Raw genomic sequence first — 16,470 nt, 5'->3', positions numbered from 1 at the left:
CCCCAGGATCCGGGAGCCGTGCTTATTCCGGCTTCTGGTCCAGGAAATACACCTCGACCTTGCCCTTGACCTTGATGGTCATCGGGTTGCCGCGGCGGTCGCGGGCCTTGCCGGCCTGCACGCGGATCCAGCCTTCGCTGACCGAGTATTCCTCGACGTTGTCACGCTCGACGTCGTTGAAACGCACGCCGACGCCGCGCTCCAGCGCCTGCGCATCATGGAAGGGGCTGGCCGGGTTGATCGCCAGGTGGTCGGGAGGGGTATCGCTCATCGCTTCATTCACAGTGACGGCCACCAAGGCCGGCTTCAGCGGCACAGGATAAACCGTAGAATGCCGGCCTGCCCCAGAGGAAGTTCCGCCATGCCCGACAACAGCGACTATTTCGACTTCGAGGAAGACATCCACGACTTCGACGAAGATGGCTTCGAGGCACGGGTCTGGAACCTGCTGGTGCTGATCAACCCGGGCGACGAGGAACTGGCCCTGCAGCAGTTCAACCGCTGGCGCGAGCACCTGGCCGAGGACGGGCAGCCGCTGGAAGCGGACAGCGACTGGCTGCCGGCACTGTTCACGGCCATCGCCTGGCAGTCCGGTTTCGAGGTGGAACGCGACGACCTGGAATCGCTGCAGTCGGCGGTGAACGAGCTGTCGGCGCGCTTCAACCTGCAGCTGGACTGGGGCGGCGACCTGGATGACGAGGACTTCGCCGAAGACCTGGACGGCGTGCAGCTGATGTCCACCGCCTTCGACCGCCTGCGCGAGCACAACTACACGCTGTGGAGCGTGGATGCCGGCAGCGACGGCTTCACCGGCGTGATGGCGCTGACCCGCGACGACGACGCAATGCTGGCGCTGTGCTCGCTGCTGAACGTGGAAATCCGGCTGGGCAGCGACCCGTTCTGAGCGATGGGCCGATCCGCCCGGCACGACCCGGCGGGGACGTTCTGCTGGGCGCGGCCTGATGGGTTGATCCGCTGGAGACGACCCGGCGGGGTAGAATCGACTGTTGGTCGACTGCTCTCCCATCCGGCCGCGAGAACCCCGCGCTGCGCGCGATAGTCGACTGACAGTCGACTCTACCCGGTCGGTGCCGGTTGGTGTGCGGCGAACCCGCGACGTGGCCTACGGCCGGTACTGCGCCCTGGCGTTGGCAATCACCGCTTTGACAAGGTCACGGTCGGTGTGCCGTGAGATCGCCCGCGCACCGAGCGCGATCGCCTGTGCGCGCAGCTCGGAAGTGACATCGTAGTGGGCACCGCTGGCCTTGTTCTGGAAGGCCCGCGGGGGAATGCCGAGCTGCGCTGCCATCGCGTGCAGCTCGGCCAGGGTGTCGGCCATCAGGTGCGCCCAGCGCTGTCCGCGCCAGGGATGCACCGCGTCATCGACGTAGACCGTCACCGCCGCGGCCGGTTCAGGCCTGCGGCTTGCCGTCGCTGTCAGCGGCCGGAGCGGCCTCGGCAGCGGCTTCTTCGGCCACGTCGCCCTCGGCGGCTTCGCCTTCCTCGCCTTCAGCAGCGTCGACGCCTTCGAACTCGGCAACCAGCTTGTCCAGGTACTCGTCGGCGGTCTGCTCGGATTCGGCCGCCAGGGTGTCCAGCAGCTTCTGCAGCAGTTCCGAGTACTCCAGGTTGACCTTGCGGCCTTCCTTTTCCTGCACGTTGGACAGGTGCTTGAGCATGGCCAGCATCGGCACCGGGTTTTCGGCGTTGCCCATGGTCTGGCCGCCGATGGCCAGCAGCCACTCACGGCCCTGCAGGCCGATGGCCGCTACCACCTGGCCGTCTTCGTTGGTCAGCACGGCATGGTTCTGCACCTGCTGCTGGGCATTCAGGCGGAGGAACGGGCGCTTGGCCTGCTGCTTCTTGCGCTTGTCGCGCTTGGCCTTGGAGTTCTGGGACATGGGGGTGAAATCACCTGGAAACGGAAAGACCGCCATTGTAGCGGGTGCGCCGGGTGATGCCCCTGGTGGGTGCGGACCTTGGTCCGCACGCTTTCCCGGATGTGCGGACCAAGGTCCGCACCCACCGTCTACTTTGCCTCACCCTGCGCGGCCTGCACGTCCGGGTCGGCGGTGGGCGCCGACAGCCCCACCTGCGGGCCGGCACCGGCCAGGGCGGCCTCCTCGGCGGCCTTGGTCATCACCACGATGCTGATGCGGCGGTTGATCGGGTTCTGCGGGTCGGTCTTGTCGAACAGCACCGACGAGGACAGGCCGACCACACGGGTGATCTTGCTGTCCTCCAGGCCGCCGTCCACCAGTGCGCGCCGTGCGGCGTTGGCACGATCGGCGCTCAGTTCCCAGTTGCCATAGCCGCGTGCGGCCGAATAGGCGGTGATGTCGGTGTGGCCGGTCAGGCTGATCCGGTTCGGCACATGGTTCAGATACTCGGCCAATTCGTGCAGGATCTGCTGCGTGTACGGCTTCAGCGTGGCGCTGCCAAGGTCGAACATGGGCCGGTTCTGCTTGTCCACGATCTGGATGCGCAGGCCTTCCGGGGTCAGGTCCAGCAGCAGCTGGTCCTTGAACGGCTCCAGCGCCTGGCTCCTGCTGATCGCCTCCTGCAGCTCCTTCATCAGCGCTTCCAGCTGCTGCTTGTCGCGCTGCTGCTGGTCCACCGGCTGCGGCACGGCCTCCTTCTGGTTCTGGAAGGGATCGTTGCTGTTGCCGCGCGAGATGTCGGTGGCACCGCCCAGCTTGATCATCGAAGTACTGGCGCCGCCCGGGCCGGCCATGCCGGGTGCAGGCGTGGCGTTCTGCCCACTCAGCGGGCTGGGGTTGCGGAAGTACTCGGAAATGGCCGCACGGTCGTTCTTGTTGGTGGTGGCCATCAGCCACAGCACCAGGAAGAACGCCATCATCGCGGTCACGAAGTCGGCGTAGGCCACCTTCCACGAGCCGCCGTGGTGGGCGGCGTGGCCGGCCTTCTTGACCCGGCGGACGATGACGGTGGGCTTGTTCTCGGCCATGGCTTACTTGACCGTCTTCAGGTGCTGCTCGAAATCGGAGAAGGCCGGGCGCACGTTCGACGGCAGCGTCTTGCGGGCAAACTCCAGCGCGATCTTCGGGTTGTAGCCGCGCAGGCAGGCCAGCAGGGCGGTCTTGACCGATTCGTAGATGCGGCTGTCCTGCTCGGCGCGGGCCTCCATTGCGGCCGCCATCGGGCCGACGAAGCCGTAGCCCAGCAGGATGCCGAGGAAGGTACCGACCAGCGCGCCGGCCACGTGGCCGCCGACCTCGACGATGTCGCCGCCGATCGAGCCCATGGTGATGACGATGCCCAGCACCGCCGCCACGATGCCGAAACCGGGCAGTCCGTCGGCGACCTTGGTCAGCACCTGCGACGGCGCCATGGCTTCGGCATGGTGCTTTTCCAGCTCCAGTTCCAGCAGCGGTTCCAGCTCGTGCGGCTCGATGTTGCTGCCGATCATCAGGCGCAGGCAGTCGGTGATGAAGTCGATCAGGTGATGGTCGGCCTGCACCTTGGGGTAGTTGCCGAACAAGGCGCTCTCGGCTGGGCGCTCGACATGGTCTTCCAGTGCCATGAAGCCTTCGCGGCGCGCCTTGTTGAGCAGTTCATAGAGCAGGCTGAGCACATCGATGTAGTCCTGCTGCTTGTAGCGCGGGCCCTTGAACACGCCCACCATGGCCTGCAGGGTCTGCTTGACGGTCTTGGCCGGGGTACCGACCAGGAAGGCGCCGAGCGCGGCGCCGCCGATGATGACCAGCTCGTAGGGCTGCCAGAGGGCACCCAGGCGGCCGTGGGCACCGAGGTAGCCCCCGATCACGCTGATGATGACGACCAGGAATCCAACGATGATGAGCATGGGGCGACGCAAGGAGAGGGGATATCTCCTTGTCGGCCCGTCGCCCGGTTTTCTGAAGAGGGAATTCTGTGAAATCGGTCAGCGGGTATTTCAGCCCGCCATGCCGGCCTCGGCACCGCCACGCTGCAGTGGATCGGGCCACGGCTCACCATTGCCAGTGAATGAAAGTGAGACGGAATTCAGGCAGTGACGCTCGTAGGTGGGCGGCGGACCGTCCGGGAATACGTGGCCGAGGTGGCTGCCGCAGCGCGCACAGGTGATCTCGGTGCGGACCATGCCGTGGCTGGTATCGCGGATCTCGCGCACGTGCGCTGGGTCGAACGGAGCGAAGAAGCTGGGCCAGCCAGTACCGGAATCGAACTTGGTGCTGGAGCGGAACAGCGGCAGCGCGCACAGGCGGCAGCAATAGACGCCCTCGCGCTTGTTGTCGAGGAATACCCCGCAGAACGGCGCCTCGGTGCCGTGCTGCAGCAGCACGCGGCGTTCCTCGCTGCTGAGACCGGCAACCAGCGCCTCGGTCTGGGTGGCAGTGGGGGGCGTCAGATCGAAGGCGGTCATGGCGGCGCTCCGTGGGGTCGATGGCCTGGGGGTGCCGGAAAACGTGGGGGTGCTGGCGCCCGCTTGCAAGTGTGATGGCCGTTCATGGGCGGCACACAGGCGCTGGCGCATGGTGAATGCGAACCACGCCGGAGCGTGCCATGAAATCGACCCTTTCCCTGCTGTTGATGGCCCTGCTGCCCTTGGTCGCGCAGGCCCAGGTACCGACATCGTCGAGCCCGACCGCCACCCGTAGTGCGACCACCGTGGCACCGCAGCCGGTGGTGCCGCCACCACAGGCCGCGCGCCCGCAGCCGCAGGTACTGCCCTCGCCACAGCCGACGCAGCCGATCAAGTCCACCGGTCCGGCCCAGGTCGCGCCGGCGCCGGTCCCGAAGCCTGCCGACAAGGTCTATGACCGCAATGGCCGCATCGTTCCCGGGGTGCGCCCGGCCGGCCCGAACCGCGTGTTCGACTCGCGCACCGGCCGCTATTACGACAGCGTGCCGGCCGGCGATGGCCAGCAGATCAAGCGCTGACCTCCAATGCCAATCCAGGTGGGCAGCGGCTGCGGGCTGTGCGGGCTGAACGCACGAAAACAACCTGCTGCAGATCACTGCTTTTTCGCCTGCGATTAACCGTTCCGGGACCAACGTGGCCGTGCGCCGGCATTTCGCCGCCGCATGTCCTTTGTCCACTGGATCGCGATCATGAAAAACCAGCAGAACCGTCATCCCGGCAAGGAACCGCAGGGCCGCAACCCGCAGCAGCAACAGCAACAGCAGATGGACCCGCAGCAGCCGCACAAGGGCGGCAAGCAGCAGGAACAGCGCTCGCAGAAGCATCCGCAGCAGCGCTGACGGACCCAGGGGTCGGATCCCGCGCAGCGGGCTCTGACCCCATCCTGCGAACGCCTCAATCCGGAATCGGCAAGCTCAGCGTTTCCTTCACTTCTTCCATCACGATGTAGCTTTTCGACTCGCGCACGTGCGGCAGTGTCAGTAACGTGCTGCCGAGCAGCTTGCGGTAGGAGGCCATTTCGCTGATCCGCGCTTTCAGCAGGTAATCGAAGTCGCCCGACACCAGATGGCACTCCAGCACGTTGGGCAGCTTCAGCGCCGCGCGCCGGAACTCCTCGAAAATGTCGCCGGACTTGTAGGCCAGGCTGATTTCCACGAACACCAGCAGGCTGGCCTTCACTGCGGCCGGGTCGAGGTGGGCGTGGTAGCCGGTGATCACCCCTTCGCGCTCCAACCGGCGCACGCGCTCCGTGCACGGCGTGGTCGACAGGCCGACCCGCTCGCCCAGTTCGGTGAAGGAAATACGGCCCTCGGCCTGCAGGATGCGCAGGATCTTGCGGTCGATCTTGTCCAGTTCGCGGGTACGGGTGGCCATGGTCGTCAACCTTGGGGAATGAATTGCAGGAGAACATCCTGCCGGTTGATTTCAAAACAGGCAAATCAACTGGGAATGGCTGTCTATACTTCCCCAATTATGGTCCCTGTGCGCTCCAGTGCAGGGAATGATCGGGTTGGAGAAGTCTCATGCGAGTCCTAGTTCTCGGCAGCGGCGTGATCGGTACCACCAGTGCCTGGTACCTGCGACAGGCCGGGTTTGAAGTCACGGTCATCGACCGCCAACCCGGCCCAGCGCTGGAAACCAGCTTCGCCAATGCCGGCCAGCTGTCATTCGGCTACACCTCGCCGTGGGCGGCCCCGGGCGTGCCGAAGAAGGCCATTGGCTGGCTGTTCGAGAAGCACGCGCCGCTGGCGATCAAACCGGGCATGGACCTGGCCCAGTACCGCTGGCTGTGGCAGATGCTGCGCAACTGCACCCACGAGCGTTATGCGATCAACAAGGCGCGCATGGTGCGCATGTCCGAGTACAGCCGCGACTGCCTGAACGAGCTGCGCGCGCAGATCGGCATCGAATTCGAAGGCCGCGACCTGGGCACCACCCAGCTGTTCCGCACCCAGCAGCAGCTGGATGCCTCGGCGCAGGACATCGAGATCCTGGCCCAGTACGGCGTGCCGTACGAGGTACTGGACCGCGCCGGCATCATCCAGGCCGAACCGGCCCTGGCCCATGTCGATGGCCTGGTCGGTGCGCTGCGCCTTCCGCGTGACCAGACCGGCGACTGCCAGCTGTTCACCCGTCGCCTGGCGCAGATGTGTGTGGATGCTGGTGTCGAGTTCCGCTTCGACCAGGACATCACCGGCCTCGAGTTCGATGGCGACCGCATCACCGGCGTGCGCATCGACGGCAAGCTGGAAACCGCCGACCGCTTCGTGGTCGCGCTCGGCAGCTATTCGCCGGCGCTGGTCGCACCGCTGGGCATGCGCCTGCCGGTGTACCCGCTGAAGGGCTATTCGCTGACCCTGCCGATCACCGACCCGGCGATGGCGCCGACCTCGACCATCCTCGACGAGAGCTACAAGGTGGCGGTCACCCGCTTCGACGACCGCATCCGCGTCGGCGGCATGGCCGAAGTGGCCGGCTTCGACCTGTCGCTGTCGCAGCGCCGCCGCGAAACCCTGGAGCTGGTGGTCAGCGACCTCTACCCGAAGGGCGGTGACCTGTCGCGCGCGCAGTTCTGGACCGGCCTGCGCCCGGCCACGCCGGACGGTACGCCGGTGATCGGCGCCACGCCGTTCCGCAACCTGTACCTCAACACCGGCCACGGCACCCTGGGCTGGACCATGGCCTGCGGCTCGGGCCGCTACCTGGCTGACCTGATGAGCGCGCGCCAGCCGCAGATCAGCACCGAAGGCCTGGATATTTTCCGCTACGGCCAGTACGGTCACGCGCCGCAACAAGAGAACCGCACATGCGTCCTGCCCGCGCGCTGATCGATCTGGGCGCCCTGCGCAGCAATTACCGGCTCGCCCGTGAACTGGGCGGTGGCAAGGCCCTGGCGATCATCAAGGCCGATGCCTATGGGCATGGCGCGGTGCGCTGTGCGCAGGCGCTGGAAGGCGAGGCCGATGGCTTCGGCGTGGCCACCATCGAAGAGGCGCTGGAACTGCGCCAGGCCGGCATCCGTGCGCCGATCCTGCTGCTGGAAGGCATCTTCGAACCCAGCGACATGGCGCTGGTGGCCGAGCATGATTTCTGGTTCGCCGTGGGTTCACCGTGGCAGCTGGAGGCCGTCGCCGCCTTCGACAGCCCGCGCCCGTTGACGGTGTGGCTGAAGCTGGACAGCGGCATGCATCGCCTCGGCCTGGACGTGGACAGCTTCCGCGCGGCGCACGCGCGCCTGTCAGCGCTGCCGCAGGTCGAGCGCATCGTGCTGATGACCCACCTGGCGCGCGCCGACGAGCTGGACAGCGAACGCACCCACGAACAGGCGGCGACCTTCGCGCGCGCCATCGACGGCCTGCATGGCGAGACCAGCGTGTGCAATTCGCCGGCGCTGCTGGGCTGGCCGGACGTGCGCAGCGACTGGGTGCGCCCGGGCCTGATGCTGTATGGCGCGAACCCGCTGCCGGACGACACCACGCTGACCGAGCGCCTGCGCCCGGTGATGACGATGCAGTCGAAGGTGATCGCCGAACGCTGGATCGAAGCGGGTGAGCCGGTGGGTTATGGCGCGCGCTTCGTGGCCAAGGCGCGCACCCGCGTGGGTGTGGTTGCACTGGGCTATGCCGACGGTTATCCGCAGTTCGCCCCGAATGGCACGCCGGTATTGATCGATGGCCAGCCCGGCGCACTGATCGGGCGCGTGTCGATGGACATGCTGACGGTGGACCTGACGGCGCATCCGCAGGCCGCGGTGGGCAGCGTGGTGGAACTGTGGGGCAGTGCGCCGACGTTGGCGGAACTGGCGCCGCGCTGCGGCGTGAGCGCGTACCAGCTGCCGTGCGCGGTCAAGCGCGTGGCGAAGGTGTACGTGTAGCGCCGAGCCCACGCTCGGCTTCGGTGTGGCGGCCGACCTTGGTCGGCGCCCTGTAATGCGTGTCGACCAGGGTCGACACCTACCGGGGGCCTGGCACGCAGCGGTCGCCCTGCGCGGCTCCGGTAGCGGCCGACCTTGGTCGGCTAATGCGTGTCGACCAAGGTCGACACCTGCCGAGGGGCCTAGCGCGCAGCGGTGGCCTGGCTGGCCAGCTGGCGCTTCACCCAGTCATCAATCAGGCGCTTCTCGTAGCGCAGCGGATCGCTGTTGGTCAGCAACCCACTGCCCTGCAGGTAGCCGGAGTCGCTCAGGCGGGCGTCGCCTTCGCTCACAATACGGCCGTCAGCGTCCTTCAACGTGTACTGCAGGGTGATGCGGGGCGGGTAGATATCACGCATCACGCGGATGTTGCGCGCACGCGGGCCGTGCCACGGCTCGTAGTCACCGGCACGCTTGATGTCCACCAGAGTGACATCGAGGGTCTGCCCAGGCTGCAGCGGCTTGGCAGCGGTGGTCTGCAGGTAGCGGGCCAGCTGCTGTACCCAGTCACCGCGTTCGGCCTCGAAGCGGTTGGTGCTCTGGCGGATCTCGGTGAACGTGGCCGGATCCTCCCATTTCACGCTGACCGGGCCATTGGCCTGCAACGCACGCGGCGCGTCCGTACCGGTTACGTTGCGCGCTGCAGCGTTGGCGCCGCTCACCACCAGGGCGCCTGCCAGCAGGGCAATCACGAGTGCGCGTTTCATGACGGTCTCCTGCGTCCCCGCGCTGGGGACGATGTTGATCACGGATCGAGTGTGATCCTGTGGCCGGGTCACTGCAATGGCCGGCTGCGTCGTATGCAAGGGGGGTTACCGCCAATTCATCGTCGTCAACCCTGACTGACGGCGCTTGACGCTGTGAATACGCTCTCTGGAACATGCTGTGTCTCCAATCCGGCCCGTCCAGACGCCCTTGTCCACACTGCCGCCCCTAGTGGAGCGCCCACCGATGATGGTGCCGGCGCCCGAACCCGACCTGCATCATGGCGTGCTTGAGCGCATCAACGCCGGTTTCTGCGTGATCCAGGTGCTGTTCGAAGGCGACCGCGCGGTGGACTATCGTTTCATCGAGGTCAACGACGCCTTCGAGCGCCATACCGGCCTGAAGGACGCACGCGGTCAGCGCATGAGTGCGTTGGAACCGAACCACGAGGAAGACTGGTTCCGCATCTACGGTGAAGTGGCCCGCAGTGGTCGCCCCGCCCAGTTCGAGATGGAAGCGCGCGCCCTGGGCCGCTCGTTCGCGGTTGATGCGGTGCGCGTTGGTCGTCCGGGCGAAGACAAGGTCGGCATCCTGTTCTTCGACATCACCGCGCGCAAGCAGATGGAAGTGGAGCTGGGCGAAAGCGAAGCCCGCTTCAGCGCACTGGCCGATGGCCTGCCGATGCCGGTATGGGTGCTCGACGAGCGCGGCCACGCCCGCTTCGTCAACAGCGCCTTCAGCGAGTTTTTCGGTGGCGACGAAACGCGCGTTCCGGAAGATGTCTGGCGCGGCCTGGTACATCCAGACGATGCGTCCGTATTCGAGTACGAGCTGCAGGAAGCATTGAAGGCGCAGCGTTCGATGCATGCGCTGGTACGTGCGCGGCGCGCCGACGGCCAGTGGCGCTGGCTGGAGATGAACGCGCGCCCGCGCTTCTCGCGCATGGGCCGCTTCATCGGCCTGGCTGGCAGCAGCCCGGACGTGACCGAGCGCCGCGAGATCGAACTGGCACGCGAGGAACTGCTGCAGTCCGAACGCGCCGCGCGCAGCGCCGCCGAGAACATGGCGCGGCTGAAGGACGAGTTCCTGGCCACGCTGTCGCACGAGCTGCGCACGCCGCTGACCACCATCCTCGGTTGGAGCGAGCTGCTGCTGCAGCGCGTGGACAACACCAGCCCGCTGTACAAGGGCCTGAACGTGATCGCCAACAGCGCCGGTGCGCAGAAGCGGCTGATCTCGGACATGCTCGACCTCAGCAGCATGCTGCTGGGCAAGGTACAGCTGGAGGTGGAAGTGCTGGACCTGCGCACGCTGCTTGGCGAAGCCATCGGCGCGCAGGAACTGGTGGCCGAAGGCAAGGCGCTGGACGTGCACCTGCAGCTGCCCGAGCAGCCCAGCCTGGTATTGGGCGATGCCACGCGCCTGCAGCAGGTGTTCTGGAACCTGCTCTCGAATGCGATCAAGTTCACCCCGGCCGAGGGCCGCATCGACGTTCAGCTGCAGGCCGACGGCACCCACTGGGTGATTACGGTGCGCGATACCGGCGATGGCATCGCACCGGAGTTTCTCAACCACCTGTTCAGCCGCTTCCGCCAGGCCGATGGCACCACCACGCGCCGCCATGGCGGCCTCGGCCTGGGCCTGGCGATCGTGCAGCAGCTGGTCGAACTGCACGGCGGCACCGTCGCCGCCGCCAGCGAAGGCCATGGCCACGGCGCCACGTTCACCGTGCGCCTGCCCCAGCACCTGCCGGATGCCGAGCGCCGGCCGCTGCGCGAAGTCATCAGCGGGCCGATCCTGGAGCCGGTGATCGTCGAACCGTATCCGCTGCGGGGCATGCATGTGCTGGCGGTGGAAGACCAGCCGGAGGTGCTGGAGTACCTGCGGCGCATGCTGGAAGAGCAGGGCGCCAGCGTGTCGGCGGCCAGCTCGGCCGGTGAGGCACTGGCACTGCTGGCCGACACCGGCCATCTGCAGTACCACGTGATGCTGACCGACATCGGCATGCCGGGCATGGATGGCTATGGGCTGGTGCGCACGCTGCGCGAGGACATGGGCGTGGACGCGGCAACCTTGCCTGCGGTGGCGGTGACTGCACTGGCGCGTGCCGATGACCGCCGCCGCGCGCTGGCGTCGGGCTTCCAGGAGCATGTCGCCAAGCCGTACTCGGTGGCGCAGCTGGTGGCTGCCGTACGCAAGGTGCAGGTGCCGCGCGCGGACAGCGCGCTGCACTGAACATTCACGGCCGATCGGCGACCCTGCAATCAGGAGGTCGCCGATGTCCCGTATAGCTCCACGTATCCACACCGATCCGGCGCAGATCGCGCGCCTGGAAGCCCTGCTGCCGCAGCTGGATGGCGAAACGCAGGTGGAACTGATTCTGCACGATGGCCGCCGCCTGCTCGGCACGGTGGCCGTGAGGCCAACCGTGCAGCAATACCGCAACGTCGCTGGTGATGAAGGCAGCAACGGCCAGCTGCGCCTGGATGACTACGACACGCCGGTGCAGCAGCACCATGTGTGGCTGGATGAAATCGCCAGCATCCGCAGGTTGCCGCCGAGGGTTTGACGGCAACCTGCCGGGCCCATCCCCGCTTGGCGTGGATCTACCAGAGGTTGCAGTAGAGCCACGCCATGCGTGGCTGCTGCGCTCAGTGCTCGAACAGAGTCGGCGTCGCCTCGAACCGGCGTGCATACGCCCGCTCCTCCGCAACCCTCGCCACCTCGTCATCGGCCAGGTCCGGCGCGCCATACACCGCATAGGCCACGCTGCCGTCGGCACCATGACCGACCTGGTGCAGCCGGTAGCGCGAGTGGCCGCCGCCGGTGTCCTCGGGGTAATGCACGGGCGGATGGCTGCCTTCCAGGTCCATTTCACTGTTGTCGACCACGCCACCGACGAACAAGGCTCGCATGCAGGTTCTCCTGGGTTTCCGGGGGAGCCTCTACCCTGAACGTTCCAATGTTGCTGGCAGATCAAGGCCCCGTTCGGGTTTCGCAAAGCGGCTGCCGGGGCCGACCCGGTCAAGCCGGTACAATGGACGGCCCTCACGCTTGAAGTACCCGCGCCGATGGCCTCCAGCGACGACGCCCCCCTGCAGACCCTGTTCCTGCCGTTCTCCCAAGGCGCCCTGCGCTGGCCGGAAGGCCCCGTGGCTTTCCTGCGGGCCCGCGACGGCTGGCCGCTGCGCGAAGTGGCCGGCAACCGCGAGGTGCATTGCGAGCAGAGCTTCGCCCCGTTCGCGCAGCCGCTGCAGCAGGCCGCCGGCTGGACCGTCAGCGGCCAGCTGGATGATGTGGCCGGCAAGGGCCGCTACCCGCTGGTGCTGGTGCTGCCGCCGCGCCAGCGTGAAGAAGCCCGCGCGCTGTTCGCCCGCGCGCTGGCGCTGGTCGCCGACGGCGGCCGCATCGTTGCCTGCCAGTCCAACAACGAAGGCGCACGCTCGGGCGAGGGTGACCTCAAGCAGCTGACCGGCCTCGGCGGCAGCCTGACCAAGAATCACTGCCGCGTGTACTGGACCGCGCCGATGCAGGGCCAGCACGACGCCGACCTGGCCAAGCGCTGGTCGACACTGGATGCGGTGCGGCCTATCGTCGGCGGCCGTTTCCTCAGCCGCCCGGGCGTGTTCGCCTGGGATCGCATCGACCCGGCGTCGGCGCTGTTGGCCGAACACCTGCCTGCCGACCTGGCCGGGCGTGCCGCCGACCTCGGCGCGGGTTACGGCTACCTGTCGCGCGAGCTGCTGGAACGCTGCCCGAAGATCACCGCGCTGGACCTGTACGAAGCCGAGCAGCGCGCGCTGGCACTGGCCGAACTCAATCTGGCGCCGCCGCCGCCGCCGCCGCCGCGCCCGCTGCCGCTGCGCTTCCTGTGGCAGGACGTCACCGCGGGTATCGAACCGGGCTACGACGTCATCATCAGCAACCCGCCGTTCCACACGCCGTCGCGCGCCGATCGCCCGGACATCGGCCAGCGCTTCATCGCCGTGGCCGCGCAGGCGCTGCGCCCGGGCGGACGCCTGTACGTGGTGGCCAACCGCCACCTGCCCTACGAGTACACGCTCAACGAGAGCTTTGGCGCGGTGAGCGTGATCGCCGAGCGTGATGGCTTCAAGCTGGTGGAAGCGGTGAAGGGGAAGGGCAAGTGAAGCTGGTCAAGCTCATCGCCAACCTGGGCTATGGCAGCCGCAAGCAGGTGCAGTGGATGTTCCGCGAAGGCCGCGTCACCGACGCCGACGGCGAGGTGCTGTATGCCGACGACCAGGTGCCGCACGAGGCGATCCGTGTCGACGGCGAGCCGCTGGACCCGCCGGTGGGCCTGTCGATCGCGCTGCACAAGCCGGCCGGCTACACCTGCTCGACCAAGGACACCGGCCGCCTGATCTACGATCTGCTGCCGCCGCGCTTCCGCGATCGCGATCCGGTGCTGTCCACGGTGGGCCGCCTCGACCGCGACACCAGTGGCCTGCTGCTGCTGACCGACGATGGCGGCCTGCTGCACCGGATCATCTCGCCGAAGTCGAAGCTGCCGAAAGTCTATGAGGTCGAGTTGAGCGACGACCTGCGCGGCGACGAGGTAGCGTTGTTCGCCAGCGGTACGCTGATGCTGGAGTCCGAGAAGACGCCCCTGCTGCCGGCTGAACTGGAAGTGCTGGATGCGCGCCGCGCGCGCCTGGTGCTGCACGAAGGCCGCTACCATCAGGTACGCCGCATGTTCGCCGCCACCGGCAACCACGTGCAGGCCCTGCACCGCAGCCGCGTCGGCGGGCTGGACCTGCAGGGGCTGGACGAAGGGCAATGGCGGCAGCTCACCTCCACCGACCTGGATACGCTGTTCGCTCCATGACCACCATCGCTGCGCTGCCGTTCCTCCCCGACGCCGTCATCTTCGACATGGACGGCCTGATGATCGACAGCGAGCGGGTTTCGCTGGCCTGCTGGAGCCAGGCCGCCGACGAGTTCGGACTGGGCCTGGACGAGGCGGTGTTCCTGCGCATGGTCGGCCTCGGTGACCGTGACACGCACGCGCTGCTGCGTGCGCAGGGCATCGAGGACAGCGTGATCGAGGCGATGGCCGCGCGCTGCCACGACCTGTATGAAGCACGCACGCAGACCGGCCTGCCGTTGCGGCCGGGCATCCTGGAGCTGCTGCAACTGCTGAAGGCGCATGCGGTACCGCGTGCGGTGGCAACCACCACGCGGCAGCCGCGCGCCAACCGCAAGCTGGCTGCGGCCGGCCTGCTGCCATACTTCGATGCGGTGATCACCAGTGGTGACGTCGCGCGGCCGAAGCCGGCGCCGGATATCTACCTGCTGGCCGCGCAGCGGCTGGGCCAGGCGCCGGAACGCTGCCTGGCGCTGGAAGACTCACCGGCCGGTACGCGTGCGGCGCTGGCGGCCGGCATGACCGTGATCCAGGTGCCTGACCTGGTGCATCCGGATGAAGAGTTGCGTGCCCTGGGCCACCGCATCGTTGGATCGCTGGTGGACGCGCACGCGCTCCTGCTGCCGTTGTTGCCGAGGTAACCGGTAGGTGCCGACCGTTGGTCGGCAGACCCCAATGCCCCGGTGGGTGCCAACCTTGGTTGGCACTCTTTACTGCCCTGGTGGGTGCCGACCGTTGGTCGGCACACCTGTCCCCCTCACACCCGCCCGAACACCAGCGCGGCGTTGGTGCCACCGAAGCCGAAGCTGTTGGACATCACCGTATCCAGCTTCTGCTCGCGGCTTTCGCGCAGGATCGGGAAGCTCTCCACCTTCGGGTCCAGCTCGCCGATGTTGGCCGAACCGGCAACGAAGCCATCGCGCATCATCAGCAGGCAGTAGATCGCCTCGTGCACGCTGGCCGCACCGAGCGAATGGCCGGACAGCGCCTTGGTCGAGGACAGCGGCGGCACCGCATCGCCGAACACTTCGCGGATCGCATTGAGCTCGGTGACGTCGCCCAGCGGCGTGGAGGTGCCGTGGGTATTGAGGTAGTCCAGCGGGCGATCGACGCCCTGCAGCGCCATCTTCATGCAGCGCACCGCGCCTTCGCCGGACGGAGCAACCATGTCGGCGCCGTCGGAGGTCACGCCATAGCCGATCAGTTCGGCGTGGATGTGCGCGCCGCGCGCAACGGCGTGGTCGTAGTCCTCCAGCACCAGCATGCCGCCACCACCGGCGATGACGAAGCCGTCGCGGTCCTTGTCGTACGGACGCGAGGCGCTGGCCGGGGTTTCGTTGAAGCTGGTCGACAGCGCGCCCATCGCATCGAACATCACGCTCATCGACCAGTGCAGGTCTTCACCGCCACCGGCGAACATGATGTCCTGCGCGCCATGGCGGATCATGTCCGCGGCCGCGCCGATGCAGTGCGCCGAGGTCGCGCAGGCGGCCGACAGCGAATAGCTGACGCCCTTGATCTGGTAGGCCGTAGCCAGGCAGGCCGAGACCGTCGAGCACATCGTGCGCGGCACCATGTACGGGCCGACCTTGCGCACGCCACGTTCGCGCAGCAGGTCGACCGCGCCGATCTGCCATTCGCTGGAGCCGCCACCGGAACCGGCGATCAGGCCGGTGCGCAGGCTGCTGACCTGCTCGACGCTGAGCCCGGCATCGGCGATGGCATCGCGCATGGCCAGATAGGCGAAGGCCGCTGCATCGCTCATGAAGCGCTTCTGCTTGCGGTCGATCAGCGCCTCCAGATCGAGGTCGACACGACCGCCGACCTGGCTGCGCAGGCCCGCTTCGGCGTGGTCGGCCAGAGCGGTGATGCCCGAGCGCCCTTCGCGCAGCGCGGCCGAAACGGTATCCAGATCATTGCCGAGGCAGGACGTGATGCCCATGCCGGTGATGACGACGCGACGCATCAGAAGCTCCCGGTTTCGGTGAACAGGCCGACGCGCAGGTCGCGCGCGCTGTAGATTTCGCGGTCATCCACGTACATGCGGGCGTCCGACTGGGCCATCACCAGCTTGCGGTTGATGACGCGGCTGATGTCGATCTCGTAACGCACGAGCTTGGCTTCCGGCAGCACCTGGCCGGTGAACTTCACTTCGCCACAGCCCAGCGCGCGGCCCTTGCCGGGGGCGCCCAGCCAGGTCAGGAAGAAGCCGGTCAGCTGCCACATGGCGTCCAGGCCCAGGCAGCCGGGCATCACCGGGTCGCCGATGAAATGGCAGCCGAAGAACCACAGGTCCGGGCGGATATCCAGTTCGGCGCGTACCATGCCTTTGCCATGCGGTCCGCCGTCCTCGCGGATGTCGGTGATGCGGTCGAACATCAGCATCGGGTCGTTGGGCAGACGGCCGGCAGCGGTGCCGAACAGTTCACCGCGTGCGCTGGCCAGCAGCTGTTCGCGGTTGAACGCGTGGAGACGGGTCATGAAGCACAATCCTGGAAGCGAAGAACAGGGAAACAAGCGCCCGAGAATGCCCGTGGAAACTGCGCCGATCAAACATTTCAACCGTACGCAACCGTAGTGTTT

Annotated in this window: 21 protein-coding genes; 10 read left to right on the top strand and 11 right to left on the bottom strand. The window is 67.2% G+C overall.

Features of this window, described 5'->3' with window-relative positions; translation table 11 throughout:
• Positions 1-22: 22 nt before the first annotated feature.
• Positions 23-271: a DUF3297 family protein gene (locus AC5P9N_RS07230; protein ID WP_005415112.1), complete on the bottom strand. Its 249-nt coding sequence runs from the start codon at positions 269-271 to the stop codon at positions 23-25.
• Positions 272-361: 90 nt separating this feature from the next.
• Between AC5P9N_RS07230 and AC5P9N_RS07225 the strand changes: the two genes are divergently transcribed.
• Positions 362-904: a DUF6630 family protein gene (locus AC5P9N_RS07225; protein WP_005407911.1), complete on the top strand. Its 543-nt coding sequence runs from the start codon at positions 362-364 to the stop codon at positions 902-904.
• Between the two features lie 219 nt (positions 905-1,123).
• On the opposite strand, the gene AC5P9N_RS07220 is transcribed toward AC5P9N_RS07225, so the two are convergent.
• The 5 genes from AC5P9N_RS07220 to msrB all read right to left on the bottom strand — a co-directional run bounded on the left by AC5P9N_RS07220 (position 1,124) and on the right by msrB (position 4,384).
• Positions 1,124-1,399, bottom strand: a complete 276-nt coding sequence (locus AC5P9N_RS07220) for a DUF4031 domain-containing protein (protein ID WP_033833707.1) — start codon at positions 1,397-1,399, stop codon at positions 1,124-1,126.
• A gap of 13 nt (positions 1,400-1,412) precedes the next feature.
• Entirely contained in the window at positions 1,413-1,901 is a 489-nt protein-coding gene (locus AC5P9N_RS07215) for a hypothetical protein (protein ID WP_099484187.1), read from the bottom strand.
• Between the two features lie 128 nt (positions 1,902-2,029).
• Complete coding sequence (gene motB / locus AC5P9N_RS07210; protein ID WP_012479024.1) at positions 2,030-2,968, bottom strand: flagellar motor protein MotB; 939 nt, start codon at positions 2,966-2,968, stop codon at positions 2,030-2,032.
• Positions 2,969-2,971: 3 nt separating this feature from the next.
• Complete coding sequence (gene motA / locus AC5P9N_RS07205; protein WP_005407915.1) at positions 2,972-3,826, bottom strand: flagellar motor stator protein MotA; 855 nt, start codon at positions 3,824-3,826, stop codon at positions 2,972-2,974.
• A gap of 90 nt (positions 3,827-3,916) precedes the next feature.
• Positions 3,917-4,384: a peptide-methionine (R)-S-oxide reductase MsrB gene (gene msrB, locus AC5P9N_RS07200; protein ID WP_005407916.1), complete on the bottom strand. Its 468-nt coding sequence runs from the start codon at positions 4,382-4,384 to the stop codon at positions 3,917-3,919.
• Positions 4,385-4,524: 140 nt separating this feature from the next.
• On the opposite strand from msrB, the gene AC5P9N_RS07195 reads away from it, so the two are divergent.
• Both AC5P9N_RS07195 and AC5P9N_RS07190 read left to right on the top strand, forming a co-directional pair.
• Positions 4,525-4,902, top strand: coding sequence for a hypothetical protein (locus AC5P9N_RS07195; protein ID WP_044569474.1), 378 nt, complete (start codon positions 4,525-4,527; stop codon positions 4,900-4,902).
• Between the two features lie 144 nt (positions 4,903-5,046).
• Positions 5,047-5,223, top strand: coding sequence for a hypothetical protein (locus AC5P9N_RS07190; protein ID WP_033833709.1), 177 nt, complete (start codon positions 5,047-5,049; stop codon positions 5,221-5,223).
• Positions 5,224-5,278: 55 nt separating this feature from the next.
• Here the strand turns inward: AC5P9N_RS07190 and AC5P9N_RS07185 are convergent, their stop codons facing one another.
• Entirely contained in the window at positions 5,279-5,758 is a 480-nt protein-coding gene (locus AC5P9N_RS07185; protein WP_005407919.1) for an Lrp/AsnC ligand binding domain-containing protein, read from the bottom strand.
• 149 nt (positions 5,759-5,907) lie between these two features.
• On the opposite strand from AC5P9N_RS07185, the gene AC5P9N_RS07180 reads away from it, so the two are divergent.
• Together AC5P9N_RS07180 and alr are read left to right on the top strand one after the other, a co-directional pair.
• A complete protein-coding gene (locus AC5P9N_RS07180) occupies positions 5,908-7,212 on the top strand; it encodes a D-amino acid dehydrogenase (protein WP_005412127.1) in 1,305 nt (434 codons plus the stop codon).
• Positions 7,191-8,258, top strand: a complete 1,068-nt coding sequence (gene alr, locus AC5P9N_RS07175; protein ID WP_005412128.1) for an alanine racemase — start codon at positions 7,191-7,193, stop codon at positions 8,256-8,258. The genes AC5P9N_RS07180 and alr overlap by 22 nt, the downstream gene beginning before the upstream one ends.
• A gap of 182 nt (positions 8,259-8,440) precedes the next feature.
• Here the strand turns inward: alr and AC5P9N_RS07170 are convergent, their stop codons facing one another.
• Positions 8,441-9,004 (bottom strand): DUF3016 domain-containing protein, encoded by a 564-nt coding sequence (locus AC5P9N_RS07170; protein WP_099484188.1) that lies wholly within the window; start codon positions 9,002-9,004, stop codon positions 8,441-8,443.
• Between the two features lie 244 nt (positions 9,005-9,248).
• On the opposite strand from AC5P9N_RS07170, the gene AC5P9N_RS07165 reads away from it, so the two are divergent.
• Positions 9,249-11,237 carry a hybrid sensor histidine kinase/response regulator gene (locus tag AC5P9N_RS07165; protein WP_005407923.1) on the top strand — a complete coding sequence of 663 codons (1,989 nt, stop codon included), beginning with the start codon at positions 9,249-9,251 and terminating at the stop codon, positions 11,235-11,237.
• A gap of 43 nt (positions 11,238-11,280) precedes the next feature.
• A complete protein-coding gene (locus AC5P9N_RS07160) occupies positions 11,281-11,571 on the top strand; it encodes a DUF3247 family protein (protein WP_024957100.1) in 291 nt (96 codons plus the stop codon).
• 82 nt (positions 11,572-11,653) lie between these two features.
• Here AC5P9N_RS07160 and AC5P9N_RS07155 read toward each other — a convergent pair whose 3' ends face one another.
• Complete coding sequence (locus tag AC5P9N_RS07155) at positions 11,654-11,917, bottom strand: hypothetical protein (RefSeq protein ID WP_005407925.1); 264 nt, start codon at positions 11,915-11,917, stop codon at positions 11,654-11,656.
• Positions 11,918-12,073: 156 nt separating this feature from the next.
• Here AC5P9N_RS07155 and AC5P9N_RS07150 point away from each other — a divergent pair, with 156 nt between their 5' ends.
• Genes AC5P9N_RS07150 through AC5P9N_RS07140 form a run of 3 tightly spaced genes read left to right on the top strand, consistent with a single transcriptional unit; the run spans position 12,074 to position 14,528 of the window.
• Positions 12,074-13,150 (top strand): class I SAM-dependent methyltransferase, encoded by a 1,077-nt coding sequence (locus tag AC5P9N_RS07150; RefSeq protein ID WP_164212678.1) that lies wholly within the window; start codon positions 12,074-12,076, stop codon positions 13,148-13,150.
• Positions 13,147-13,848, top strand: coding sequence for a pseudouridine synthase (locus AC5P9N_RS07145; protein ID WP_099484190.1), 702 nt, complete (start codon positions 13,147-13,149; stop codon positions 13,846-13,848). The genes AC5P9N_RS07150 and AC5P9N_RS07145 overlap by 4 nt, the downstream gene beginning before the upstream one ends.
• Positions 13,845-14,528 carry an HAD family hydrolase gene (locus AC5P9N_RS07140; RefSeq protein WP_005412132.1) on the top strand — a complete coding sequence of 228 codons (684 nt, stop codon included), beginning with the start codon at positions 13,845-13,847 and terminating at the stop codon, positions 14,526-14,528. The genes AC5P9N_RS07145 and AC5P9N_RS07140 overlap by 4 nt, the downstream gene beginning before the upstream one ends.
• Positions 14,529-14,644: 116 nt before the next feature.
• On the opposite strand, the gene fabB is transcribed toward AC5P9N_RS07140, so the two are convergent.
• Together fabB and fabA are read right to left on the bottom strand one after the other, a co-directional pair.
• Positions 14,645-15,853, bottom strand: coding sequence for a beta-ketoacyl-ACP synthase I (gene fabB, locus AC5P9N_RS07135; RefSeq protein WP_005412133.1), 1,209 nt, complete (start codon positions 15,851-15,853; stop codon positions 14,645-14,647).
• Positions 15,853-16,368 (bottom strand): 3-hydroxyacyl-[acyl-carrier-protein] dehydratase FabA, encoded by a 516-nt coding sequence (gene fabA, locus AC5P9N_RS07130; RefSeq protein ID WP_005407930.1) that lies wholly within the window; start codon positions 16,366-16,368, stop codon positions 15,853-15,855. The genes fabB and fabA overlap by 1 nt, the downstream gene beginning before the upstream one ends.
• Positions 16,369-16,470: the final 102 nt, after the last annotated feature.

The sequence above is a fragment of the Stenotrophomonas sp. YJH_SMC_6 genome, from assembly GCF_059371335.1.
The sequence above is the reverse complement of the archived record's forward strand: the minus strand, read 5'-3'. Positions and strand labels throughout refer to the sequence as shown.

Excerpts from the sequence above, each read along its gene's own strand:
- AC5P9N_RS07230 (WP_005415112.1), bottom strand. The coding sequence starts at position 271 with ATGAGCGATACCCCTCCCGACCACCTGGCGATCAACCCGGCCAGCCCC.
- AC5P9N_RS07215 (WP_099484187.1), bottom strand. The coding sequence starts at position 1,901 with ATGTCCCAGAACTCCAAGGCCAAGCGCGACAAGCGCAAGAAGCAGCAG.
- AC5P9N_RS07150 (WP_164212678.1), top strand. The coding sequence starts at position 12,074 with ATGGCCTCCAGCGACGACGCCCCCCTGCAGACCCTGTTCCTGCCGTTC.
- AC5P9N_RS07225 (WP_005407911.1), top strand. The coding sequence starts at position 362 with ATGCCCGACAACAGCGACTATTTCGACTTCGAGGAAGACATCCACGAC.
- AC5P9N_RS07190 (WP_033833709.1), top strand. The coding sequence starts at position 5,047 with ATGTCCTTTGTCCACTGGATCGCGATCATGAAAAACCAGCAGAACCGT.
- AC5P9N_RS07155 (WP_005407925.1), bottom strand. The coding sequence starts at position 11,917 with ATGCGAGCCTTGTTCGTCGGTGGCGTGGTCGACAACAGTGAAATGGAC.
- fabA (WP_005407930.1), bottom strand. The coding sequence starts at position 16,368 with ATGACCCGTCTCCACGCGTTCAACCGCGAACAGCTGCTGGCCAGCGCA.
- alr (WP_005412128.1), top strand. The coding sequence starts at position 7,191 with ATGCGTCCTGCCCGCGCGCTGATCGATCTGGGCGCCCTGCGCAGCAAT.
- AC5P9N_RS07185 (WP_005407919.1), bottom strand. The coding sequence starts at position 5,758 with ATGGCCACCCGTACCCGCGAACTGGACAAGATCGACCGCAAGATCCTG.
- msrB (WP_005407916.1), bottom strand. The coding sequence starts at position 4,384 with ATGACCGCCTTCGATCTGACGCCCCCCACTGCCACCCAGACCGAGGCG.
- AC5P9N_RS07180 (WP_005412127.1), top strand. The coding sequence starts at position 5,908 with ATGCGAGTCCTAGTTCTCGGCAGCGGCGTGATCGGTACCACCAGTGCC.
- AC5P9N_RS07160 (WP_024957100.1), top strand. The coding sequence starts at position 11,281 with ATGTCCCGTATAGCTCCACGTATCCACACCGATCCGGCGCAGATCGCG.
- AC5P9N_RS07165 (WP_005407923.1), top strand. The coding sequence starts at position 9,249 with ATGATGGTGCCGGCGCCCGAACCCGACCTGCATCATGGCGTGCTTGAG.
- fabB (WP_005412133.1), bottom strand. The coding sequence starts at position 15,853 with ATGCGTCGCGTCGTCATCACCGGCATGGGCATCACGTCCTGCCTCGGC.
- AC5P9N_RS07140 (WP_005412132.1), top strand. The coding sequence starts at position 13,845 with ATGACCACCATCGCTGCGCTGCCGTTCCTCCCCGACGCCGTCATCTTC.
- AC5P9N_RS07170 (WP_099484188.1), bottom strand. The coding sequence starts at position 9,004 with ATGAAACGCGCACTCGTGATTGCCCTGCTGGCAGGCGCCCTGGTGGTG.
- motA (WP_005407915.1), bottom strand. The coding sequence starts at position 3,826 with ATGCTCATCATCGTTGGATTCCTGGTCGTCATCATCAGCGTGATCGGG.
- motB (WP_012479024.1), bottom strand. The coding sequence starts at position 2,968 with ATGGCCGAGAACAAGCCCACCGTCATCGTCCGCCGGGTCAAGAAGGCC.
- AC5P9N_RS07195 (WP_044569474.1), top strand. The coding sequence starts at position 4,525 with ATGAAATCGACCCTTTCCCTGCTGTTGATGGCCCTGCTGCCCTTGGTC.